Origin of the sequence: Nostoc sp. EspVER01 (assembly GCF_034530635.1) — a bacterium.
GTDB lineage: Bacteria > Cyanobacteriota > Cyanobacteriia > Cyanobacteriales > Nostocaceae > Nostoc.
Genome location: NZ_JAVRCS010000012.1, coordinates 44,053 through 67,194, shown reverse-complemented (window position 1 = coordinate 67,194; position 23,142 = coordinate 44,053). Strand labels below are relative to the sequence as shown.

General features: G+C 41.9%; 21 protein-coding genes and 2 pseudogenes. 10 read left to right on the top strand and 13 right to left on the bottom strand.

Annotation, left to right across the window (positions count from 1 at the left end; translation table 11 throughout):
- Positions 1–248: 248 nt before the first annotated feature.
- The gene (locus RMX69_RS13025; RefSeq protein ID WP_409879345.1) at positions 249–1,916 is read right to left on the bottom strand and encodes a mechanosensitive ion channel family protein; all 1,668 of its coding nucleotides are present in this window, start codon (positions 1,914–1,916) and stop codon (positions 249–251) included.
- Positions 1,917–2,308: 392 nt separating this feature from the next.
- On the opposite strand from RMX69_RS13025, the gene ahcY reads away from it, so the two are divergent.
- Both ahcY and RMX69_RS13015 read left to right on the top strand, forming a co-directional pair.
- On the top strand, positions 2,309–3,586 hold the full coding sequence (ahcY, locus tag RMX69_RS13020) for an adenosylhomocysteinase (RefSeq protein ID WP_289798270.1): 1,278 nt from the start codon (positions 2,309–2,311) through the stop codon (positions 3,584–3,586).
- 217 nt (positions 3,587–3,803) lie between these two features.
- Positions 3,804–4,010 (top strand): hypothetical protein, encoded by a 207-nt coding sequence (locus tag RMX69_RS13015; protein ID WP_322637693.1) that lies wholly within the window; start codon positions 3,804–3,806, stop codon positions 4,008–4,010.
- A 477-nt stretch (positions 4,011–4,487) separates the two neighbouring features.
- Here the strand turns inward: RMX69_RS13015 and RMX69_RS13010 are convergent, their stop codons facing one another.
- Positions 4,488–4,910 (bottom strand): HNH endonuclease, encoded by a 423-nt coding sequence (locus RMX69_RS13010; protein WP_322637692.1) that lies wholly within the window; start codon positions 4,908–4,910, stop codon positions 4,488–4,490.
- A 5-nt stretch (positions 4,911–4,915) separates the two neighbouring features.
- The gene (locus RMX69_RS13005; RefSeq protein ID WP_289798267.1) at positions 4,916–5,233 is read right to left on the bottom strand and encodes a hypothetical protein; all 318 of its coding nucleotides are present in this window, start codon (positions 5,231–5,233) and stop codon (positions 4,916–4,918) included.
- Between RMX69_RS13005 and RMX69_RS29435 the strand changes: the two genes are divergently transcribed.
- Positions 5,222–5,455, top strand: a complete 234-nt coding sequence (locus tag RMX69_RS29435; RefSeq protein WP_322687277.1) for an element excision factor XisH family protein — start codon at positions 5,222–5,224, stop codon at positions 5,453–5,455. The two genes, RMX69_RS13005 and RMX69_RS29435, sit on opposite strands and share 12 nt — an antisense overlap.
- Positions 5,456–5,558: 103 nt before the next feature.
- On the opposite strand, the gene RMX69_RS13000 is transcribed toward RMX69_RS29435, so the two are convergent.
- Both RMX69_RS13000 and RMX69_RS12995 read right to left on the bottom strand, forming a co-directional pair.
- Positions 5,559–6,365, bottom strand: coding sequence for a pentapeptide repeat-containing protein (locus RMX69_RS13000; RefSeq protein WP_322637691.1), 807 nt, complete (start codon positions 6,363–6,365; stop codon positions 5,559–5,561).
- Between the two features lie 10 nt (positions 6,366–6,375).
- Positions 6,376–7,017, bottom strand: coding sequence for a hypothetical protein (locus tag RMX69_RS12995; protein WP_069068805.1), 642 nt, complete (start codon positions 7,015–7,017; stop codon positions 6,376–6,378).
- A gap of 443 nt (positions 7,018–7,460) precedes the next feature.
- Between RMX69_RS12995 and RMX69_RS12990 the strand changes: the two are divergent.
- Positions 7,461–7,780, top strand: a pseudogene (locus RMX69_RS12990) (nitrogenase component 1); the annotation flags it as partial.
- 53 nt (positions 7,781–7,833) lie between these two features.
- Positions 7,834–9,087 (top strand): glycoside hydrolase family 10 protein, encoded by a 1,254-nt coding sequence (locus RMX69_RS12985; RefSeq protein ID WP_289800059.1) that lies wholly within the window; start codon positions 7,834–7,836, stop codon positions 9,085–9,087.
- Between the two features lie 70 nt (positions 9,088–9,157).
- On the opposite strand, the gene RMX69_RS12980 is transcribed toward RMX69_RS12985, so the two are convergent.
- From RMX69_RS12980 to RMX69_RS12960, 5 genes are all read right to left on the bottom strand, one after another.
- Positions 9,158–10,639 (bottom strand): site-2 protease family protein, encoded by a 1,482-nt coding sequence (locus tag RMX69_RS12980; RefSeq protein ID WP_289798264.1) that lies wholly within the window; start codon positions 10,637–10,639, stop codon positions 9,158–9,160.
- 378 nt (positions 10,640–11,017) lie between these two features.
- Entirely contained in the window at positions 11,018–11,788 is a 771-nt protein-coding gene (locus RMX69_RS12975; RefSeq protein WP_322637690.1) for a biotin/lipoate A/B protein ligase family protein, read from the bottom strand.
- A 31-nt stretch (positions 11,789–11,819) separates the two neighbouring features.
- Positions 11,820–13,031 (bottom strand): bifunctional phosphopantothenoylcysteine decarboxylase/phosphopantothenate--cysteine ligase CoaBC, encoded by a 1,212-nt coding sequence (coaBC, locus tag RMX69_RS12970; RefSeq protein WP_322637689.1) that lies wholly within the window; start codon positions 13,029–13,031, stop codon positions 11,820–11,822.
- 86 nt (positions 13,032–13,117) lie between these two features.
- Positions 13,118–13,330, bottom strand: coding sequence for a DUF2555 domain-containing protein (locus RMX69_RS12965; RefSeq protein ID WP_094351471.1), 213 nt, complete (start codon positions 13,328–13,330; stop codon positions 13,118–13,120).
- Positions 13,331–13,484: 154 nt separating this feature from the next.
- Entirely contained in the window at positions 13,485–14,090 is a 606-nt protein-coding gene (locus RMX69_RS12960; RefSeq protein WP_409878234.1) for an alpha/beta hydrolase, read from the bottom strand.
- A 420-nt stretch (positions 14,091–14,510) separates the two neighbouring features.
- On the opposite strand from RMX69_RS12960, the gene RMX69_RS12955 reads away from it, so the two are divergent.
- The 4 genes from RMX69_RS12955 (at position 14,511) to RMX69_RS12940 (ending at position 19,497) form a co-directional block, all read left to right on the top strand.
- Positions 14,511–15,587, top strand: coding sequence for an iron ABC transporter substrate-binding protein (locus RMX69_RS12955; RefSeq protein WP_322637688.1), 1,077 nt, complete (start codon positions 14,511–14,513; stop codon positions 15,585–15,587).
- Between the two features lie 155 nt (positions 15,588–15,742).
- Complete coding sequence (locus RMX69_RS12950; RefSeq protein ID WP_322637687.1) at positions 15,743–16,753, top strand: iron ABC transporter substrate-binding protein; 1,011 nt, start codon at positions 15,743–15,745, stop codon at positions 16,751–16,753.
- 3 nt (positions 16,754–16,756) lie between these two features.
- Positions 16,757–18,394 (top strand): iron ABC transporter permease, encoded by a 1,638-nt coding sequence (locus RMX69_RS12945; RefSeq protein ID WP_322637686.1) that lies wholly within the window; start codon positions 16,757–16,759, stop codon positions 18,392–18,394.
- A 62-nt stretch (positions 18,395–18,456) separates the two neighbouring features.
- A complete protein-coding gene (locus tag RMX69_RS12940) occupies positions 18,457–19,497 on the top strand; it encodes an ABC transporter ATP-binding protein (RefSeq protein ID WP_289798258.1) in 1,041 nt (346 codons plus the stop codon).
- A gap of 43 nt (positions 19,498–19,540) precedes the next feature.
- Here the strand turns inward: RMX69_RS12940 and RMX69_RS12935 are convergent.
- Positions 19,541–19,927 (bottom strand): annotated as a pseudogene (locus RMX69_RS12935) (Uma2 family endonuclease); the annotation flags it as partial.
- A 228-nt stretch (positions 19,928–20,155) separates the two neighbouring features.
- Here RMX69_RS12935 and purH point away from each other — a divergent pair.
- The gene (gene purH / locus RMX69_RS12930) at positions 20,156–21,676 is read left to right on the top strand and encodes a bifunctional phosphoribosylaminoimidazolecarboxamide formyltransferase/IMP cyclohydrolase (RefSeq protein ID WP_289798257.1); all 1,521 of its coding nucleotides are present in this window, start codon (positions 20,156–20,158) and stop codon (positions 21,674–21,676) included.
- Positions 21,677–22,332: 656 nt separating this feature from the next.
- On the opposite strand, the gene RMX69_RS12925 is transcribed toward purH, so the two are convergent.
- Entirely contained in the window at positions 22,333–22,551 is a 219-nt protein-coding gene (locus RMX69_RS12925) for a hypothetical protein (protein WP_322637685.1), read from the bottom strand.
- Positions 22,548–23,108: a hypothetical protein gene (locus tag RMX69_RS12920; protein ID WP_322637684.1), complete on the bottom strand. Its 561-nt coding sequence runs from the start codon at positions 23,106–23,108 to the stop codon at positions 22,548–22,550. Before RMX69_RS12920 ends, RMX69_RS12925 begins: the two co-directional genes overlap by 4 nt.
- Between the last annotated feature and the right edge of the window lie 34 nt (positions 23,109–23,142).

Genomic DNA, 23,142 nt, shown 5'->3' with positions numbered 1-23,142 from the left:
ACTAGTTAGGAACGTAGTAGCTTTTTATTAATATAAGGATTTATTAAGGTTTAATGTTGGCGATCGGGCAAGATTAGGAGTTAGGAGTTAGGAGTTAGGAGTACAGACGCGATTAATCGCGTCTGTACAAGAGTTAGGAGTTTTGTTTATCCCCTTGTCTCCCTTGTCTCCCCAGTCCCCAGTCCCCAGCTAGGAGAGGTTGCGATTTGCTCTAATCAACTGAAAAATGCGGTAATGAATCCAAATTTCTAATTAGCTTTGCCATTACTCGGAAAATTTAACAATTGATCGTCATTGACCCAAATTGCTTGTTGAGGTACAGAGATGGAAATTCCAGCTTCGTCTAGGGCAACTTTTAGGCGGCGGCGAAGTTCCCGTGCGACATCCCATTGTTTGAGGGGCTGTGTTTTAATCCATACACGAATAATCAAACCGCGATCGCCAAATTGATCTATTCCCAAAACTTGCGGCGGTTCCAAAATTTGACTCTGCCATTGCATTTCTTGATTCATCTTATCGGCAATAGTTGCAATCAAGTTCAAAGCCTTTTCTGTATCGGCTTGGTAAGCGATGGGAATTGTTAAATCGGCTCGCGACCAACGACTAGAAAGATTGGCAACAACTTTGATTTCACTATTAGGAATTGTGATTAAGCGTCCTTCGGAATCTCGTAGTTGAGTCATCCGCAGATTTAGATTTTCTACTAAGCCTCCCACGTCTCCCACATTAATTACATCCCCTAAAGCATACTGGTCTTCTAAAATGATCAGGAACCCGTTAATTGCATCTTTAATTAAGTTTTGCGATGCCAGAGATAATGCAACACCAACTAAACTAGCACCCGCCAGTAAGGGAACGATATCTATCCCCAAGGATACCAGCGCTATCAAGAAACCTACTCCTACCCAGATAGCAGTAGTAATACTTTTAGTGACACCAGAAAATGTGGAAACTCGCAGTTGCAGACGTGCAGAACTTTCTGGAGTGAGGAAAGCACCACTGCTAATCAGAGTGGAGGCGAAGCGGTCAATCAGGGCGTAGGTCAAACGAATTGCTACATAGGTTGCCAGGCATACGACACCTAATCGCAAAGGAAATTGGGCGGCTGTGAGAATTGCTACCTGAAAACCTCGTGTATAGGGAAATAAGCCCAAAATAAAGAAGCTTCCACCTCCCCAAATTCCGGCTTGACTTAGCTGAAACAATCGTCTCTTGGCTTCTTGGAGATGTTGCTGTTGTCGTTGATTTAGTTGTGTTGTAATTGCTTGATCTGCTGGTTTTGGGTAGTTGAAGAGTTCCCTTTGGGGTTGGGAGGCAAGGGAGCGTTCTAAATTCTTTTGGGAACGCTGCTGCCAACTATATACTCCCCAACTCATGACAATCATTGCTAGTCCGATACCGCCAGCAATTTTACCTTGGTCGATTAAATATTGAATTTGCCTTTCTTGCCTGGCTTGTTGCAAGTCTTCTTGTAATGATTCGGCGACTTGATTTGCCGATGTCGATATATCTACCTGTCGCAGTCCCGCGTCTTCAGAAGTAACGGTCATCAGATATTGACCGTTGACATAAATTACTGGTAATTCGTTTACTTTGCGAACATCCACCTTGACTGGTGTTTTTGCTGGTGATTGAAAGTAATTTTGACTAATTTTCTCCAACTTCTTTTGAATATCTTCTGAACGCTCAGGAAAGTTGGTTCTTGTTGCCGCTATTTGAAATAACCGACGACCATCTAAATAAATCCAGCCCGAAACAACTCTGTTATCTGAATCATTACTAATACTGCTGGGAGCTTGCAGTTGCGGTACAAAAGGAATCTGGGCTGTGGCTTTTGGCACAGATACAACGCCTATGGCCATTGAACTGGCGATGCCTACGGCGGGCAAAGCCAACGCCAAAAATTGAAAACGCACTCAAACACCTCCTTGAATTAAATCTACTGGTGACTACTTCGATAACTATCCTCCGCAATTACTTTGGGTAGATGTACCTATCTAAAGTTGAGGTTTTCTCTTTAGACGATGAAATTTTCATATTTTTTTGTTTGTCTTCTATCTTTAGAGAGATGACAAGGTACTGAAAATCAGCAGATAAGGCTGATAAGATTATTACTCTTACCAAAGATAAAACAAAAAGGAAGAAGCTGGGGAGGAAGTTGACATTAGGGTAATCAAACGTCAAGCTAGTTTTGAGGACTCTTGACTAGTGATTTGCTTTCATACAAGCAAAAATCGCCAGTAGTAGAATAACCTAGTAGAGTGCGTAAACTTTACGTAGCTTTTTTTATTTTTTGAGGTAACTTTTGATGACCGCAACTTCTCCCCGATTAAAGCACGAGGTTAAAGACCTCGGCCTAGCTGCCTTGGGAAGACAGCGCATTGAATGGGCTGGACGCGAAATGCCAGTTTTGAAGCAAATCCGCGATCGCTTTGCGATCGAAAAGCCCTTCGCTGGTTTACGCCTTGTAGCTTGTGCCCACATTACAACCGAAACAGCACATTTGGCGATCGCTCTGAAAGCCGGTGGTGCAGACGCGCTTTTAATTGCTAGCAATCCCCTATCAACTCAAGATGACGTAGCAGCTAGCCTCGTCGCCGATCATGAAATTCCCGTCTTTGCTCAAAAAGGCGAAGATAACGCAACTTATAACCGCCACGTCCAAATAGCTTTAGATCATCGCCCCAACATTATTGTTGATGACGGTAGCGATGTGGTTGCAACTTTGGTACAAGAACGTCAACACCAAATTGCTGATTTAATTGGTAGTACCGAAGAAACCACAACCGGTATCGTGCGGCTACGCGCCATGTTTAGAGAAGGCGTTCTCACCTTCCCCGCAGTCAACGTCAACGACGCTGATACCAAACACTTCTTTGATAATCGCTATGGTACTGGGCAATCAACCCTAGATGGCATTATCCGCGCCACAAACATTTTGTTGGCTGGGAAGAACGTTGTTGTCGTCGGTTATGGCTGGTGTGGGAAAGGTACAGCCCTCCGTGCCCGTGGGATGGGTGCTAACGTCATCGTCACCGAAATCGACCCCATCAAAGCAATTGAAGCCGTAATGGATGGCTTCCGCGTTCTGCCAATGGCTGAAGCTGCACCCCAAGGTGATATATTTATCACTGTGACTGGTAACAAGCACGTCGTTCGCGGCGAACACTTCGATGTCATGAAAGACGGTGCGATCGTTTGTAACTCCGGTCACTTTGACTTGGAACTTGATTTGAAATACTTGGCTGCACAAGCTAAAGAAGTCAAAGAAGTTCGTCCTTTCACCGAAGAGTATAAATTGAAAAATGGTAAATCAGTTGTCGTTCTTGGACAAGGACGCTTAATTAACCTAGCTGCGGCTGAAGGACACCCCAGCGCAGTAATGGATATGAGTTTTGCCAACCAAGCTTTGGCTTGTGAATTCCTGGTGAAGAATAAAGGTAAGTTGCAACCTGGTTTGCACTCAATTCCTGTTGAAGTCGATCAAGAAATTGCTCGTTTGAAGTTGCAAGCTATTGGTATCACAATTGATAGCCTAACTGCCGATCAAATTGAGTACATCAATTCTTGGACTTCAGGAACTTGATACATTGATTAGTTGATTTTTTGAGGGATAGGCTTTTGGGCTTATCCCTTTTTTTGTATTTCGCGCGAACAGGTAAAGGAAGATAGGTAATATTTTTGATACTATAATTTGCTAATACGATATATTACATCATGCTTAGAAATTTTATTATGAAACAACTTAAGCAAGCAGTCCGGCAAGCCATATCAGAAGCTCATTAGATAACCCTGAAATTAGGGTGGTTAAAACACGCTATCTAAACTGGTATAACAGTTATATAAAAGAAAAGTATACTGGGATTGGAGGCAGATGGAATGAAGAAAAAGAATATGTATATGACGAAAACGCAAAATCGATTTTTCTTAGTGGTGAAGATTGTTATGCTTTACGATGTGCATACTTACATAATGGTCTAGATGAAATTACAGAACAAAAAGCTCGATAATCACTTAATAAATTTCTATTTGTAACTCCACCAAAAGCAGGTGAGTCATCTAAACACTTAATAAGAACTACTACTTGCTATGACAATCGACGAGTTTTACAATTACAAATAGATATATTTTGCGAAGACATTTGTAGTGGAGTAGACGAATGGGAAGCTAAGGTTGCAACGCAAAAGTATATTCAGGAGAAAGTCGGACAGCTTTTAACAATTTATGAAGGTTAGTCACGAGCAACTAAAAAGCCTAAATGATCGAGCATCGATGCTACTGTTCGTATATCTTATACAGTTGCTCGATTAAATAATTTTTTATAGGTTAATTTATCAATTAATATCTAAGCAAAGTAACTTATAATCTTATTTTTTTAGTCCATGTTCGCATAGATTCCTAAGGAAAGTTAGACTTTATTTGTGTAGCTAGGATTTCTAATCGCCAGATTTTTTTTGTATGATATGAAAGCCAAAAATATGGCATCATTAATCGTTAGGAGGATGCCAATTTAAACTAATCCAAATTGCTCTAGCTTGTACAATATCTTCATTGTTTAACCTTAAAGCTAAAACCGTTGCCCTTCCACAAGCAGTTATCCCAATAATATGAGTACCACCATTTGCCCACTGAAAATGCTCTAACCATCTTTGTTGACGAGGATTAAACAAAGAAACAGATTCATTAGTAACAGGATCATTAGCAGTTATTTTTGCTCCTTTAAATTCATTACAACGATAACAAGAAGCACATAAATTTTCTCGCCCATCACTTCCTCCTAATGAAGTGGGAAAAATATGATCCATTACTAATGGCATACCTATTAAACGGCTAGATGTGCAGCAATATTCACATCTATATCCAGCTTCATTAATAACTTTTTGACGAATAGATTTAGGGATAGATGACACAGCTATTACTTTACTAGTTGCTCAAAATCTGGAATAGAATAGCCTTTCCATTTTAAAAGTGCATAAGCATAGGCTTTTTTCAGCATTAAATAATCAGCACTCACTCGGAGCGATCGCAGCAATAATCTATCTGATTCACTTAATTGATTATTTTGATTTTTTTGTAAAAGTTGTAAATGTAGTTCTTGTTGACTTTCTGGAACTTGACTTTGAGCAATAGTTAATAAATCCCCAATCGTTAATTCTTGCATGGCGATTAATTCCCCTTGTAATTCTAGAGGTGCATAATCAGCAGCAGGAGGAGCATTTGTTTGGTTAGTCATAATTTTTGTAGAAAATGCTTTAGGGCAATATATCAATATATCTTATATTACTATATTCTCACTCGCTTAGAACCTGACCGCCGCTTGTATCTGGCTATTCGTCAAGAAACCTACTCAGAACTATTTCAAGAACCAATTGGTAAAATATTATTAGAAAAGCAACGCCTTTGTTTACTTGTCTTCGACTCAAAGCGAGAGGTCATACTGCAATGGATACCTTGACAAAGCCATTAAGATAACGACAAAGAAAGAAATTTTATATACTTCTTGTGGGAAGAGATACCCCAAAAAATGAATCTAAACGTCAATTCCTAGTTCTTGTAAACTAATGGTGTCTTGAAATGTTAGGCATAATTGTTTCTTGAAGATTTACGCCGCTGAGGTTAGCTCCCCGAATATCGGCTCCTCTAAGGTTAGTTCCTCTAAGATTCGCCCCTGCCAAATTCGCGTCTCTAAGATTAGTCCAACTCAAATCAGCTTGACTCAAATCAGCTTCACTTAGGTTAGCCCGCAACAAGTATGCACCACTTAGGTGAGCCTTGGTCAGATTAGCTTTGTACAGGTCAGCTTTGTAAAGATAAGCCCCTAAAATTTCTGCTTCGTACAAACTCGCCTCACTGAGGTCAGCCGCAATCAAGTTAGCTTCAATGAGGTTGGCAAAAGAGAGGTTAGCCCGCATCAACTTTGCTGCACCTAAATCGGCATCTCTCAAGTTAGCGCCTTTTAAGTCAGTGCCAATTAGATTAGCGTATGCGATCGCAGCACCTCTAAGATCCACCTGACTCAAGTCAGCTCCAATCAAATCGGCATGACTCAAATCCGCCTGCGTAAGTATAGCGCCACTCAAGTTAGCAACACTGAAGTTAGCTGCACTCAGGTTAGCTTCATTCAGGAGGGCTTTGTAGAGGTTGGCACTACTGAGGTCAGCACCACTGAGGTTAGCCCGCACAAGTAAAGCATTACCCAAATCGACTTTTCTCAGGTTTACCCCTTGAAGGTTTGCACCTCTGAGGTTATTGCCTTGCAAATTCGCAGCGCTGAGGTCTGGTTCAATCTGGGGATTTTTCTTTCTCCACTCAATCCATTTAACTGCACCTGCTTTGAGTAAAGTTAGATGCTCTCGATTTGCCATTTTCTCTCCTTTACTCCTGACGCCCACCCAGAGAATTTACCCGACCAGCGACACTTTCAATAGCCGTTAATGCTCCCGCTGCTCCTGCTAGAATATCCTGTTCTTGTCCACCTAAGTAAAGCCTTCCAAAACTACCTACAGCTTGAACTTCTAAAATGTTAATCCTCGCTGCTTTCTCCGCTTCATTGGCAGCCAGTGCGGCGTAAGCAGCAGGCTCCACTTCTAATACATACAGCGTTTGACCTGCTAGTAATAGCTGTCCCCGGCGCGTGCGATTAATCAGTTGTGTTTGATAAGCATCGATGTTGCGGATAATCTGGCTAGAAATAACACGCGGTTTCAGACATTCCTCTCTTTTGACTCCCAGGAACGCCAAAATAGCTTGACCAGCAGCTCTGGTTTCGCCTTGAGAGCTAGAATGAACTTCCAATAGTCCGTATAGTCGTTCAACTACCTGTACTCCCGGACGGACAGAGGCGGATTTCAGGGCTATATCCGTAATTTTATTAATTTCAATACCAGGAGAGATTTCAATCCACAGTGATGTATCTCCTGGTAATGGTAAGAAGCCTTGGGCTACTGTTCCCATATATGCTGCATGTTGAGGTTGCAGGTTGTCGAGAAATACGAAACTGCGTAATTCTATGCCCAAGATTTTGCTCTCCAGTCGTGAGGGTAAAAGTTATGTATATGCAAGATATAAGTGCCTAAGTTGACAATATAGGGTATAGGGGAGCGCAAAATCCGTTTAACGGATCTACACCCGTGTGTCAAATGGCAATTATAGAAGCTAATGCTTATTTAAAAGACCATTGTCGTCTTGGGATAAAATCTACTTTGATCGGACGACATAATTTTTGTTTAACACGGCTGCTTTGTAAACATCTTGACCCTTTTACATTACCCCAGTTTTACCCCAAATATTTATTTCCCCAACATCTCCCAGGTGGAATCGCAAGGATTAGATCCCAATGAATATGGCTCTTTCTAGCTCAAGTTGTTTTTCCTAAAGTATTTTCATCCCGATCCCCCCAATCAGGTAAATAAGCAGATACAAAGCACTTAAACACTTTGTCGTGGTTTGGGATTTCGGCGCGATCGCTTGGAGTTGAGATTCACGCAGCAGTGACAACGACACGCTTTCCTCTGCTAGAAAAACTGCCGATTAAGAGCGTCACTATCGGCGATTTGGAAGACTTTGAGCAATTGGCGGTTGGATCTGATTTGCTAATAACCAACTCTCATGGAGTGGCGATCGCTCAACGCTTAAAAATTCCTCTCTACCGTCAAGGAATTCCCATTTTTGACCGCTAGATAGTGGTCAGTTCTGCAAAGTTGGCTATCGCGGGACTATGCAACTTTTATTTGATATTGGCAATCTGTTTTTAGAGCAGGAAACAAAGGTTAAGCATTAATATTAGTGATCATGCCAATGTTTCCTTCACTGACACAGACATTTTAAATAATGATGAAAAGGTTTGTAGAGTGGTGTGTTGAGTTTTCTTCTTGGTGGAATATTCGCCAAAGTAGAAAGTCTCTTTTGTTTATCGTTATGCTTACCTTGAGTGCGATCGCTACAGCGATGTTGTCGTTCCCCTTGAACGCTCAGATTAATCTGCCGTCAACGCCAAAATCTGAGTTAAGGGGGGTGTGGTTAACCAATATTGATAGTGATGTGTTATTTGAGCGCGATCGCCTCAAGGGATCTTTGCAACGCCTTGATGAACTCAATTTTAACACGATATATCCGGCGGTTTGGAATTGGGGATATACATTGTATCCTAGCAAAGTTGCCCAAAAAGTTATCGGGCGATCGCTCGATCCCACACCCGGACTCAAAGGGCGAGATATTCTCAAAGAAATTGTGGATGTGGGACATCAAAAAGGGTTAACAGTGATTCCCTGGTTTGAATTTGGCTTCATGGCACCAGCAGATTCTCTATTAGCTAAAAATCGTCCCCAATGGCTCACTAGTCGCAGTGATGGGACTCGGATTGTCAAAGAAGGGACACATAATCGCGTTTGGCTAAATCCCTTTCGCCCAGAAGTACAACAGTTTATCCAAGATTTAATTGTTGAAATTGTTAGAAACTACAATATCGATGGCATTCAATTTGATGATCATTTTGGCTTACCATCAGAGTTAGGATATGATGCCTATACAGTGGCACTCTACAAAAAAGAACACCGTGGTAAAGCTCCTTCTAAAAACTTTAAAGATCCAGAGTGGGTACGCTGGAGAGCTAATAAAATCACCGACTTTATGAAACGGGTATTTACAGCTATCAAAGCTACTAAAAAAAATTGCTTGGTTTCAGTTGCACCCAATCCTCAACGTTTTTCTTATGACTTCTTTTTAGCAGACTGGCAGAAGTGGGAACGGCTGGGAATTGTTGAAGACTTAGTTTTGCAGATATATCGAGATGATTTGAATATCTTTGTTCGTGAATTAGAGTATCCAGAAGTGAAAGCAGCTAAGAGCCATATTCCAGTGAGTGTAGGCATTTTGGCTGGCTTGAAAAATAAATCCGTACCGATGCAGCAGATTCAAACACAAGTGCAAAAAGTACGCGATCGCAACTTTGCTGGAGTCTCTTTCTTTTTCTATGAAACCCTCTGGAACATGAGCAAAGAAAAGCCGCAAGAGCGTCAAACTGGCTTCCAGAATATTTTTCCCACACCAACGGCTTACCCGAATCTGCTAGCAGGTTGGAAACCATAGAAATGTGGGGAGTAGGGAGATAGGCAGAGTTCTTCAAACTCCTAACTCCTAACTCCTCACTCAGAACTCTCTATCCTATTCCCAAACGCCCAGCCAAGGCGGGAGTTAGGGGTAAAAGAGTAGTAATCATCAAGAATAGAGCTAAAAGACCCAAAGCGGCTCTAGCATCATCAGGTTCAGTGACTTCATTCAAACTGGGGCGTTCTTGATCCCGTTGCAAAAAGAAAATCACGATCGCCCAGTACATGGCAATCATATTACCAAGAGACACTAGCGCCAGTAAAATTAAAGTTGCGATCGTTGCCCTTCCTGCGGTTTTGCGTCCATAAATCGCCTGCACAATCCGCCCACCATCTAGTTGTCCTGCGGGCATTAAGTTCAAAGCGGTAATTACTAACCCCAGCCAACCAATCACCACTAGGGGATGAACGCTTACTAGGGGTGACTGCAACGCCGAACCAAGGACAACTCGCGCCAAACTTCCCACCAAAATCGACCCTTGGAAAAACTGATTGGGCAATTGAAATAAACTACCTGGGCGGGAAAGTAGCAAGCCTGTCACCAGCATTAACAAAGAGACAATACCACCTGCGGCTGGCCCTGCCAAGGCAATATCAAATAATACCTTGCGGTTAGGCAACAGAGACTCAAAGCGGGTAATTGCCCCAAAAGAGCCAATTTGCACTGCGGGTAGAAAGAAGGGCCAGCTAAGGCGAATTTGGTGACGCTGTGCAAGTAACCAATGACCAATTTCGTGAGCTAGTAAAATCGAAAATATTCCAGCACCTATGGGCAAAGCTTCTTGAAACCGCCCTGGATTGCCAAAAAAATCAAAATTCAGTAGTAATCCCGCAGCTTCTAAATTAGTAGCAATGGTCGCTACCAACAGAATACCTGCAAAGACTTTTTGCGATAACAACATCGGCCGGGGATCGTTACGGCTCGGTAGGACAATCATCACGGGTCTACCGTCTGTGTTTTCCACTAAAAACAGACGATAGCGATCGCCAAGGCGTTGCTGTAAACTTGCAGTTAAACGGTTGTGAGTCTCTTCTGGTTCTCCCCGCAAATTACCTTTGAAAATGGCTCCATCTTGGTAGGCGATGGTTTCTGTGGCAAAAAATGTATCGATACCAAAAATGCCTTTAATTGCATTCAAGTCATCTTCCGGTATTGGTGGAATTTCCGCTTTCAGTTCTGCGACTGCTAATTGTGGGGAATTTGCTTCAAGTGAGGAAGCAGCAGCGAGTCTTTCGGTTGCACGTTGCTTGAGGATGGCATCTTGCCCAGCTGCGCGTAACTGTCTGCCCAAATAAACGTACAATCCAGCGGATGTCACCACTAAGAACAATATACCCGCTATATTAATGTAAATCCCTGCGGCAAACAATCCAAAAAACAGGAGCCAGGGAGTCATCAACACCACCGACTGTAACCAGGCTAAAATTCCCAGTTTACCAAAAGGTCTGGCGCGATAAAAGCCCCAGCCTAAAATGCCTAAAGCTACCAGTAGGATTGCTGCCAGGATAGAAGTTTCTGATAAAGTAAACATCTCCAAACCTTTGCTATTGAGACTAAGCCAGAACAAGTCCGGTATTGCAGATACACTTATTAATGTATAACGCCGCCTGTAATCTGCTCAAATTATCCAGCTTTGCGACGCCGAATAGCTCAATACAGCCGGTTTCATTTTTTTCCTTTCTCAATTGGTGCTTGATATCATGTCCGCTTGATTGCTTATTAAACCCGAAGAACCCCACCCCGCCAAAGCTGTGCTTTGTCTCCCCTCCCCGCAGGCGGGGAGGGGGTTGGGGGTGGGGTTATTTTATTATGGGTAATTTGGCAGACATGATATGATATCATAGACTTTTCTACGTATTTGCTACATAACCTCAAGTTTTGGAAGAGGCGATACTTACGGTGAGCTACGCTAATGCACCTCATAAAGCGATCGCAATTTGAGAATATCTTGCCATTCAAGATCAGTGAATGGTTGGGTAACTAGTTCTATACCAAAGTGCTGTTTTGCTGTCTCTGTCAGCGTATCCACAATCTTTGCAATCCACCCATCCTCTTCCTGCGTATTACAAAGTGAGATATTCCACGGAGCTGGTTGTTCAAAGATTTCCTGAAATAAACCTTTGTCTGTAGATAAAATCATCGAACCGTGTTGAAGAATGGTATTTCTTCCCTTGCGTTGGGCGCTACCAATAAATTTACTTCCATCAGCAGTAACTAAGTCCGCAGCTGTTGCTGTATTGAAGCAACTGGGATTATGAATGTAACCTCGTCCAGCAGAACCATAATTTAACTGGATACCCAATGTTTGCCAGCCTTGGATTAAAAAGTTACAGATTTTTTCATAAGTACCCCAGCTTTTTCCACTACTAGCTGAGGTAATCAGGGCGTAGCTTAAATCTCCTTGGTGGAGAACAGCTCTACCTCCCGTTGGCCGACGTACTAGTTCGAGGAGCTGTCCCTGGTAAGTCAGATTATGCCACTGGGTAGGCCATTGTCTTTGCAGATGTCCCAAGGAAAGCGCGTGTGGATACCAGGTATAAAAACGCAGCGTGGGCGGGTGCTGCCCCTTTTCACATTGATTGAACAACCAAGCATCGATCGCCATTTGCACTCCTCCTGATGTCTGAAGCATAGGGATGAAACGCCAGGTGGATGGTGATTCGATTGCTAATTCTCTCATCGATTTCGGACTCTGGAAAAATATTGATATCCTAAAATTTGGCGATCGCAAAATCAAATAATTGATGTGCCATTTCTAATTTAGAACAAGGTGCAATTTCTACCTGATTTCCTTGGCTATCTAAAAATATCGCTTGATTATTATCGCTCCCAAAACCACTATCAGGTTGATCGATGGGATTAGCAACGATCGCATCTAATTTTTTCTTCTGTAATTTTTCTAACGCAGGTTTGACAATATCTCCAGTTTGTGCAGCAAAGCCAACTAATATCTGATGCGGCTGTTTGAGTTCTGCTAATTGGGCGACTATATCTGGTACGGGTTCCAAGGGTAAAGCTTGAGGGAGCGATCGCTTGGGCAATTTCTCTGTACTATAATCTCGTGGCTTCACATCGGCCACGGCTGCTGACATCACAATGATATCAGCGTTGGGTAAACATTCCACCATGACGTGCTGCATTTCGTCTGCACTAACAACGGGAATTGCTTGTACTCCTAATGGTACATCCCAATTAGCTGGGCCATGTACCAAGGTGACGTTTGCGCCTCGGTGAAATGCGGCTTGTGCTAAAGCTAATCCCATTTTACCTGTGGAAGGATTACCAATAAACCTTACTGGGTCAAGATACTCTCGCGTTCCCCCAGCACTAATTAAGACTCGTTTCCCGACTAAATCTCGTTTGCCTTGAGTGTGTAACAGCGATTGGATGTGAGCCAAAATTTCTGGAGGTTCTGCTAATCTACCAGCACCGATGCGATCGCACGCTAATAACCCTGATGCTGTATTCATTCCATGATATCGGCTATCTGGCAATAACTGTTGCCAATTCCGTTGCACCGATCGCTGTTCCCACATATCAGTATTCATCGCTGGTGCTAACAGCACGGGACAAGTAGAAGCCAGCACGGTATTTGTGAGTAAATTATCCGCCATCCCGTAGGCTAACTTGGCTAATGTATTAGCTGTCAAAGGGGCAATTACCATGACATCTGCCCATTCACCCAACTCAATATGCAAGGGACGAGAGTGAGTTGGCTGCCAGAAATCATCATCTGTGTAGGCGGGATGACGAGATAGGGTGGATATTGTCAGAGGCGTGATAAATTTTTGCGCCGAACGGGTGAGGATAACTCGAACCTCTACCCCAGTTTTAAACAGCGTCGAAACCAATTCACAGATTTTGTAGGCGGCTATACCGCCACCTACACCAATAAGAACCCTGTTCAATTTTGGATTAGTCATGGTAAAAAGTTAGGAGTGAGTCGTTCAAAAATTAGTACTAAATAGTTATAAATCCTAATTCTTAACTCCTAACTCCTAACTCTCAACTAAGCTTCATCATAGGGTTCCAAGTCTAAGAGGTAGATATAGGGTTCAACTAACTCTGGACGCTGAAATGCGATCGCTCGCAATAGATGCCAATCGTTTAAACCCTCAAAAGCATTACTATAATTATCCAGTTCCAGACGTGTAGCTAGTTCTTCTACTTCTACTGCACTCATGGCAGCAATTTCTTTTTGGGAAATGCTTAAAGTTGTCATAATACTTGCCCCTCCCTTATGCAGCACTCGCCTTCAGCATGGGTTAAGTTGCGCTGAACGCAGCCACCCAATATATATTACTCATTAGAAGTCATTAAGTTCGTGAAAATTGTCAGAATTTGTACCAGAATTTATCAAAAATTCGTAATCCTGACTAAGCAATTGTATTTACAACGAAATTTCGTAGCACCTCTAACGTTTTTGGATCTATTTCATGCCCCATATCAAATTCGTGGTATTCTACTGCCACTCCTAGAGACTTGAGAGTTTCTCGTGCCTTCAAAGCAGCTTTCAGGGGCACAACTTCATCATACGTACCGTGAGTGATTAAAGTCGGCGGAATCCCACTTTTAGCTGCCGTTAGCGCGTCAGGATGTAAATACCCGCTCATCACAACTAAACCTGCTAAGGGTAATTTTGAACCGACATCTAAAGTCATTGCTCCGCCTTGAGAAAATCCACTCAAAATGGTACGTGACAAAGGTATGCCAGTGGTACTTTCTAAAGATTCCAAGAAATCTGTTAGCAGTTGCCGACTTTCTGCCAACCCTTGATACATATTTTCCACCCGCAGGTCATACCATGCCCTCCCTATAGGGGAATAGGGATAAGGATAAGGTGCATTGGGCAATACAAACTGGTAATCGGGTAAGTTGAGCAAGGGTAACAAAGATGCTACATCCTCAGCATTAGCACCCCAACCATGCAAAGTGACAATTAAGCCTGCTGGGGGTTGAGAAGTTGCTGTGGGAACGGTAATGGCTTGTAAAGACAGAGGTTTACTCCTAAAATTCTACTCTTTTCATAGATCCTATCTGTTTGCCCAAAAAATACCTACGTTGTTTTGGTGCTAGCAACCAAAAGCCAGACGGTAATTTTGTCTGAAAACATTTTTTCACCAATTTATATAAGAATAATTTCCAGATAGAAATTATTGCTTTTAGGCATTTTTTATTTAATAAAAACAATTATCAATTCTTTTTCAAAAAATTATTCTAATTAATTGACAATAATATGGATAAATAATTATCTTAACTAAGAACTTAATTGCTTCTGTCTATTGAATTAGCAATATATTAATCTGAGTATACATTAAAATGTCATTAGGTAAACTGCCTAAATTAATAGTAATATATTTCAATAAAGTTATTAATAGTGTGTGTTCTATTGGAGAAAGCTTATGAAGCGCCGCAAATTTGTCTATATAGTAGGACTAGCAACTGCTAGTGGTGGATTAGCGATCGCTTGTAATCCTAATCAAACTCCCACCGATACTGCCGAATCGCCTTCAGGGCAAGCTACACCAGCTACGGCTGCTACTGGTGTCTTAGAAAAAGAGCTAGTAATCTACTCAGGACGCAACGAAAAACTCATTGGCGAGCTGATCAAACAATTTGAGCAACAAAGCAATGCTAAGGTACAAGTCCGCTATGGCGATACTGCTGAGTTAGCATCAGCAATTTTGGAAGAAGGGGCAAACAGTCCCGCAGATGTCTTCTTCGCCCAAGATGCTAGCGCCCTTGGAGCTATTCAAAAAGCAAATCGAGCAGTACAGTTACCAACATCTCTTCTCAATCAAGTAGATAGTACCTATCGTTCACCAGAGGGGAAATGGCTAGGTATTTCGGGGAGAGTGCGTACAGTAGATTACAACTCTAAATTAGTAAAACCAGGGGAATTACCATCGTCTATTTTTGGCTTTACTGAACCGAAATGGAAAGGTAAAATTGGCTGGGCACCTACAAATGGTTCCTTTCAATCCTTTGTCACCGCCTTACGAGTTGCAGAAGGAGAAGACAAGGCTAGGCAATGGTTAGAAGGTATTAAAACTAACAATGCTAAAGTTTATCCTAATAATACTGCGATCGTAGAAGCCTTATCTCGCGGCGAAATTGCTGTGGGATTTGTCAATCATTATTATCTAGAACGAATCAAACAAGATAATCCTCAAGTTCCTGTGGAGCATCATTTTACTGATGATGTGGGTTCCTTGGTAAATGTCGCAGGTGTAGCAATTCTTAACAGCGCCAAACATCCCAATATTGCTCAAAAGTTTGTCGAATTCATGCTGAATGAAAATGCCCAAAACTACTTTGCTAATCAAACTTTTGAGTATCCTCTAACTTCGGCTGTTGCGCCCAAAGGTAAGCTAAAATCTCTCCAAGAAATTAAAAAACAAACTCAAAAAATCGACTTGAGTAATCTTAGCGATTTAGAAACAACACTCAAGCTCATGCAGCAAGTACAAGTCATATAACTTGCTATTGACTGGAATACATCTGGCCAAGGTAGGAAAAATCTAAATTTTTTGAGAAAGTTTATTGCTTACCAGTACAGGTTAATGGTAAAGGTTGAGAATACCAAGATTATTGCAAAAACTTCCTGGTAAGTATTAAGGTGGAGGATTGGAAATTGAAAAGTTTACCATTGCTAAAAGTTTCAGCCTTAGCTCTAGCTGTAACGCTAGGTTGGGGAATCGGGGTGGCTGTAAATGCTCAAACGAAAACCCTCGTAATCTATTCAGGCAGAGAAGAAAAACTAATTGGCCCCTTAATTGAGAAAGCCAAAAAAGACTTGAATCAGGATATTCAAGTGCGTTATGGCGATACTGCTGAATTAGCGATCGCACTTTTGGAAGAAGGTAAAAATAGCCGTGCAGACTTGTTTTTCGCTCAAGACGCTGGTGCTTTAGGCACTTTGGAGAAAAAACAGGTAACGCTACCAATTGCCTCTAAACTGCTAAACAAGGTTGATTCTCGCTTTCGTTCTGCTAAAGGGCATTGGCTAGGAATTTCCGGTCGCGCCCGTGTCATTGACTACAATACAAAGTTAGTTAAATCGGGGGAACTACCGACATCAATTTCGCAGTTAACAGAACCAAAATGGCGCGGTAAAGTTGGCTGGGCACCGGCTAACGGCTCATTTCAGTCATTTGTTACAGCAATGCGAGTCTTAAATGGAGACGAAAAAACTCTCCAATGGCTCAAAGCGATGAAAGCTAACGGTGTCAAAGATTACGGTAAAAACGCTGCGATCGTTGAAGCTGTGGGGCGGGGAGAAGTTCATCTTGGTTTAGTGAATAATTACTACTTGTATCGCTTCAAAAAAGATAATCCGAACTTTCCTGTTGCCCACCACTATACAAGCAAAGATGCAGGATCAATGATTAATGTGGCAGGAGTAGCTATTACGAAAACCACAGATCAAAAAGCTGATGTAGAAGCTTTAATTGATTACCTGCTCAAACAGAGTTCACAAAATTACTTTGCTCAAGAAACTAACGAGTATCCTTTAGTAAAAGGAATCCCAGCGCCATCAAAACAAATACCAATTAGTAAGCTAAATCCACCCAATGTTAACTTGACAGATTTAGATGATTTGCCAGCAACGTTGAATTTATTACAGCAGGCAGGAGTTTTGTAACAGTTGAAAGCGGTTCGCCCTCCATTATTTCTCACATTATCGGCAGCGGTAGTGGCAGTTGCCATTGCCCTGCCATTGCTATACTTAGTAATTCGCACCGCAGGTATTGGCGGGGAAGAGTTCTGGGAATTGATTTCTCGTCCCCGCAATATCATGGTTTTTTTCAACAGTGCGGCGATGGCGGCAACGGTGACGTTATTTTCTACACTAATTGCCGTACCATTGGCGTTTTTAACTGTGCGGACAGACTTACCAGGAAGACGTTTTTGGTTAGTGGCGACAACATTACCCTTAGCGGTTCCTAGCTATGTAGGCAGTTTTGCGCTGATTGCAACTTTGGCACCACGGGGTAGTTTTTTGCAGCTGTTGCTTCAACCATTAGGAGTAGAAGAATTACCTTCAATTTATGGTTTTCCTGGGACAGTTTTGGCAATCACTTTGTTTACCTATCCCTATATGCTGCTGAGTGTGCGTTCTGGATTACAAGGTATTGATCCATCTCTAGAAGAAGCGTCTCGTAGTTTGGGTTATGGTAGTAGAGAAACCTTTTTTAAGGTAGTTTTGCCACAGTTGAAACCATCACTAATTGCAGGTGGATTATTAGTAGCTTTATATGCCTTGCGCGACTTTGGTACACCTTCGCTGATGCGATTTGATGCCTTTACGCGGGCAATTTTTTTACAATATAAAACTAGTTTTAATCGGAACTCAGCCGCAGCCTTATCTTTGATGTTGGTGACATTGGTGCTGCTGATTTTGTGGTTAGAATATCGAATGCGATCGCGGGCAGCTTATTATAGTCGTGGTTCCGCCTCTCTACGTCCACCAAAAATTGTCAAATTGGGAATTTGGAAATGGCCGGCTTTCGGTTTTTGTCTACTAATTACTAGTTTTGGTGTAGTTTTGCCAGTAGGTATCACCCTATTTTGGCTGATTCGCGGACTTAATAGTAGCTATACTTTCCCCAATTTATTCCCCACCATTCTCAACTCCATTGGCGCAGCTGGATTAGCGGCTTTAGCTACCACCATCTTTGCCCTACCAGTAGCAATTTTAGCAGTCAGATTTCCGAGTAAAATCACCGCCATAATTGAACGCTGTTCTTATATAGGTTTTGGAGTTCCAGGAATAGTTGTTGCCTTATCTTTGGTATTTTTTGGTGCCAACTATTTGCCGGCATTGTACCAAACTCTGCCGATGCTGATATTTGCATATTTAGTTTTATTTTTACCGCAATCAGTGGGAACAGTCCGCAGTTCGCTTTTACAAGTAAATCCCCAGCTAGAAGAATCAGCCCGTAGTTTAGGTAGGAATGCTTGGCAAACTTTAAGAGAAGTTACCCTACCTCTGGTACAACCAGGTGTGTTGAGTGGTGCGGTGCTGGTATTTCTCACAGCGATTAAAGAACTACCCGCCACAATGCTGTTAGCGCCTATTGGCTTTAGCACCTTAGCAATGCAAATTTGGCAAGCTACAGAAAATGTAGATTTTGCCGATGCGGCGGCGGCTTCGTTAGCGATGCTGTTGGTTTCTATGGGTTCAACTTTATTGGTGCTATCTCAAGAGAACGTCAAAAAAGAGCAAGTCTTGAAGGAGACAGGGGGCAGTAGGCAGGAGGTAGAAGGAGTAAATCACTTATAGAATTCCACCTCTACTGATTTGAAACTTTTCAAGTAATTGAACTATAGTACTCTCCACTCCCTATGCAACAAGTAATTCTAGATTTACAAAATGTCACCAAGCGGTTTGCAGAAAGTGCCTTCCCTGCTGTAGATAACGTATCTTTGACGTTGCAACAAGGAGATATATTGGGATTACTCGGCCCATCCGGTTGTGGTAAAACTACGCTGTTGAGAATGATTGCTGGTTTTGAGCGATCGCAAGTAGGAGAAATTAAAATTGGTGGGCAGATAGTTTGTAATAATTCTACTTGCATACCAGCCGAACAGCGTGACATCGGCGTTGTTTTTCAAGATTATGCCCTGTTTCCCCATCTAAATGTGGCAGAAAATGTGGCTTTTGGGTTGAAACATTTCAGTAAACAACAAATACAAAAACGCATAGCCGAAGTCATTAATTTGGTGAGACTCGAAGGCTTAGAAAAACGTTACCCTTATGAACTCTCAGGTGGACAGCAGCAAAGAGTTGCCCTCGCCCGTGCTTTAGCACCCCAACCCCAACTCATGCTTTTGGATGAACCTTTGAGCAATCTTGATATCCAAGTTAGGTTGCGCTTGCGAGAAGAAGTGCGCGACATTCTCAAAGCTGCGGGTACTTCAGCAATTTTTGTTACCCACGATCAAGAAGAAGCATTAGCTATTTCAGATATAGTGGGTGTGATGCGCCAAGGACATTTAGAGCAATTAGGCACGCCAGAAGAAATTTATACTCATCCAGCATCAAGATTCGTCGCCGAATTTGTCACTCAAGCTAATTTCCTTCCCGCCCATCGTCAAGGGAATTTATGGAAAACAGAAATCGGCAGTTTTGAGTTAACAGCAAATCATACTGATGATAGTGGCGAAATCATGATCCGCCAAGAAGACTTTATCTTAAAGCCAGCCACAGATGCGCCCGTAGTTGTCCGTACCCGAAGGTTTTTAGGACGTGAATACCAATATTGTTTACAAACTCCCTCTGGTAAAGAACTCCATGCCAGGACGCTGAAAGATATAGCGTTACCTGTGGGTACAAGAGTAGAGTTATCTATAGCCAGTGAGACTGTAAAGGTTTTTCCCCGCTAGATTTTTTGGCATTGCTAAATCAAAATATTAATTTTATGTAGCCCTTCTCTGCAATTTCACCAAAAGTTTGACCAGGTGAAATGATTTCGATGACTAATTCAGGTGCGACAGGACAAGCTTCGTCTAATAGCCAATCAGCAGGAAGACGGTTATGAGAAATATAGGTCAGATCGGCTACAGGCATCCAATCTTGTTGATTTCGTGTTAGTTTAATTGCCCATTCAATCACAACTCGACCCTTTGCTTGTGCCCATGCAGACAATAGTATAAATAAAGCACCAGTAGTTGAGCTATGAAAAAATTTTGGTGACATTTCATTATCTTTATATTTTGGTACAGCTTCACCGTTAACAAACTCGTGTGTAATATCTCCTTCGGGAAGTGCGAGAAATTCTTCTAGAGTTAAGCGTTGATTAGAAGACTGAACCATAGATGTTATGTGGGTAAAAGATGCTTACTTTTAGTTTAGGCGATCGCAAATATTAGAGACTAAGCCTACTTAGCCCTTATTTCCAGCATTTTCAACAGTGCTGACTCTGAGCGATGTAACCATATAAATTACAAGAGTCAATATTATTCCTCATGGTCTTGAAGTGAACCAAGGCTTATGCAAAACTTGAGATCCTTCGCTTCTAGCCTACTTTTAAGGAATTGATCAATGGCGCGTCTAGCCCTGCTGAGTGTATCTAACAAAACTGGTATAATCGACCTAGCCCGTAGCTTGGTTGAAGAATTCGACTTTGATTTAATCAGCAGTGGGGGAACAGCCCAAGCACTTAAAGATGCGGGACTCCCAGTTACCAAAGTTGCTGATTACACAGGTTCTCCAGAGATTTTAGGTGGCCGAGTCAAAACGCTGCATCCCCGAATTCACGGTGGGATTTTGGCGCGGCGAGATGTTCCCGAAGATATAACAGATTTAGAAAATAACCAAATTCGCCCGATTGATTTAGTGGTGGTGAATCTATATCCTTTTGAGGAAACGATCGCTAAACCAGGGGTAACATTATTAGAAGCTGTTGAACAAATTGATATCGGTGGCCCAGCAATGTTAAGGGCATCATCGAAAAACTTCGCTCATCTGGCTGTATTATGCGATCCGGCACAGTATGACGAGTATTTGCAGGAATTGCGCCAAAATAACGGTGTAGCATCCCTAGAGTTTCGGCAAAAAGCGGCATTAAAAGGATTTTCGCACACTGCTAGTTATGATCAAGCTATAGCATCTTACCTCGCAGAAGCACAGCAGTACACCCTTAGCGGCACACAATTGCAATCTCTGCGTTACGGTGAGAATCCCCATCAACCCGCCGCCTGGTATCAAACTGGTACTACCCCAACTGGATGGGCAGCCGCTACAAAACTCCAAGGCAAAGAACTTAGTTACAATAACTTAGTTGATTTAGAAGCCGCACGCCGAATTATTGCTGAGTTCACTGATACTCCAGCCGCAACGATTATCAAACATACAAATCCCTGTGGTACGGCATTGGGAAGTACTATTTCAGAAGCGTATCAAAAAGCTTTCAATGCTGATTCGACTTCTGCCTTTGGTGGAATTGTCGCACTCAACCGCCCGATTGATGCGGCTACAGCTAGCGAGTTAACCAAAACATTTTTAGAATGTGTGGTTGCACCAAGTTGTGAAGCCGAAGCTCAAGAAATCCTGGCAAAGAAATCTAACGTGCGGGTTTTGACTCTAGCAGATTTGAGCAGTGGCCCTAAAGATACAGTGAAAGCGATCGCAGGTGGTTTTCTTGTCCAAACTAGCGATGATATAATTGCTGACACCAGTCAATGGCAAATAGTCACTGAACGTCAACCCACCGACAGCGAATTAGCCGAACTGCTGTTTGCTTGGAAAGTTTGCAAACACGTTAAATCGAATGCCATTGTTGTCACAAGCGATCGCACTACACTAGGAGTAGGCGCTGGTCAAATGAACCGCGTTGGCTCAGTTAAAATAGCTCTAGAACAAGCTGGAGAAAAAGCCAAAGGTGCAACTCTAGCCAGCGATGGATTCTTCCCCTTTGATGATTCTGTGAAAACAGCCGCAGCAGCAGGAATTACAGCCATTGTTCAACCAGGCGGAAGTCTGCGCGATAAAGATTCAATCAAAGCTGCTAACGAACTGGGTTTGCTGATGGTTTTAACTGGTGTACGTCACTTTTTACACTAAATTATTGACTGTAAGGTGTGCAGTTTACAAAGTGTCACATAATTTACTTGCTTTTGCATTGGACTAGTGATATATTTTAGTCGTGTGTGAGGAGCAAGTTAAAAATAAAAAGCGCCTGGGGTGGAAACACGGCAACACTCCCAAGCGCTTTTTAATTTGTCAGAAATTGGATTGCCTGTGTGGTTTTAGAATTGTCACTCAATATACTTGCCATCTGATAGAAGTAGTGATATTATCTATTTGTGTGTGAGGAGCAAGTTAAGAATAAAAAATGTCTGGGGTGGAAACACGGCAACACTCCCAGGCATTTTTTAATTTGTATATAAAAATTATAGAAATTAACGCTTCCAAAATAATTTCATATTTTTACTTCCAGTTAAAGACACGAATATTGTTAAAGTTAATCACGTCAACTTCTAAACTCTGAAGATAACTTGCTAGCTTGAATCATCAGTTAGTACAAGATACTTCCCTTTAGATAAAGTCAGGATTCCACTGTCAGTAAGTCCGAACTTGATAAATTTATTAGTATTAACAGCATTTAAACTATTTACGTAGTATTCATCCAAAAGAGCAACATTTTTAACAAATTGAGCAAATATTGCAAAGCATTGAGAACGTTCAGGTTCACCAAGTTGATTTGCAAGGCTATTAACTTATGTCAGAATATTCGGAGTTGTTACAAGCTTTTGAAAGTATGCAATAAATTCTAGCAGAAGCTCATAATCTTCTTGTATAAATTGCTGGGTTCGATTAAATTTAGTTATTCGTTCTTGATTGACACTCCCAACTAAAAAGAGAAGCAGGATATTTGTATCAATTAAAATCCCTTTTTGGCAATAACGACGAACAAGGGAAGCAATCAAATCTTTCATACTTGTCTAATTTTCATTGCTTCTACTTCGCCAGTTTCAGAATTCACTTTAAAAAGTTTATATTCTCGTTCATACAACACAGGGGTAGAAGCAAGAGAGGTAGGAATTAATTCTTCTAATCGGCTTTTAGGAGCTTTTTTAGGAATATCAAACCCTAGAGTAATCAACCAGAAGCTTTTATCCTCAGAAAGTTCAACTTCTTCAAGTCTCAAATCTCCTAATGAAGAACCCATCATGTCTTGTATGGATTTTATGTATCCATAGGCAGCATTTACTGCTGTTTTGACATCAATCATAATCTTATTTGCTCCCTGACATAAATTTGCCAATTTAATACCTTCGAGAGTACCGCCATAGTTACCATCCATAATCCAAGATTCTCGTAGGGTTAGGTCTTGGATTATGCTTTGCCATTCAGTTTTTGGAGTCTCAACCCAACCAGGATTCCAGTACCAAGCATCCAAGTGAATCACTTCTAAACCTAAGATGGTTCCGAGTTCACGGGCTAGGGTAGATTTACCAGCACCTCCAGAACCAATGATTAAGATTTTCTTCACCTTAGATGTGCATCTCCCTTTTCAAGCTCAAAAG

Coding starts and splice junctions, on each gene's coding strand:
- RMX69_RS13005 (WP_289798267.1), bottom strand. CDS start 5,233: ATGACTAACCAAACAAATGCTCCTCCTGCTGCTGATTATGCACCTCTA.
- ahcY (WP_289798270.1), top strand. CDS start 2,309: ATGACCGCAACTTCTCCCCGATTAAAGCACGAGGTTAAAGACCTCGGC.
- RMX69_RS12925 (WP_322637685.1), bottom strand. CDS start 22,551: ATGAAAGATTTGATTGCTTCCCTTGTTCGTCGTTATTGCCAAAAAGGG.
- RMX69_RS12965 (WP_094351471.1), bottom strand. CDS start 13,330: ATGACAACTTTAAGCATTTCCCAAAAAGAAATTGCTGCCATGAGTGCA.
- RMX69_RS12955 (WP_322637688.1), top strand. CDS start 14,511: ATGAAGCGCCGCAAATTTGTCTATATAGTAGGACTAGCAACTGCTAGT.
- RMX69_RS12940 (WP_289798258.1), top strand. CDS start 18,457: ATGCAACAAGTAATTCTAGATTTACAAAATGTCACCAAGCGGTTTGCA.
- RMX69_RS13000 (WP_322637691.1), bottom strand. CDS start 6,365: ATGGCAAATCGAGAGCATCTAACTTTACTCAAAGCAGGTGCAGTTAAA.
- RMX69_RS12980 (WP_289798264.1), bottom strand. CDS start 10,639: ATGTTTACTTTATCAGAAACTTCTATCCTGGCAGCAATCCTACTGGTA.
- coaBC (WP_322637689.1), bottom strand. CDS start 13,031: ATGACTAATCCAAAATTGAACAGGGTTCTTATTGGTGTAGGTGGCGGT.
- purH (WP_289798257.1), top strand. CDS start 20,156: ATGGCGCGTCTAGCCCTGCTGAGTGTATCTAACAAAACTGGTATAATC.
- RMX69_RS12975 (WP_322637690.1), bottom strand. CDS start 11,788: ATGAGAGAATTAGCAATCGAATCACCATCCACCTGGCGTTTCATCCCT.
- RMX69_RS12985 (WP_289800059.1), top strand. CDS start 7,834: ATGAAAAGGTTTGTAGAGTGGTGTGTTGAGTTTTCTTCTTGGTGGAAT.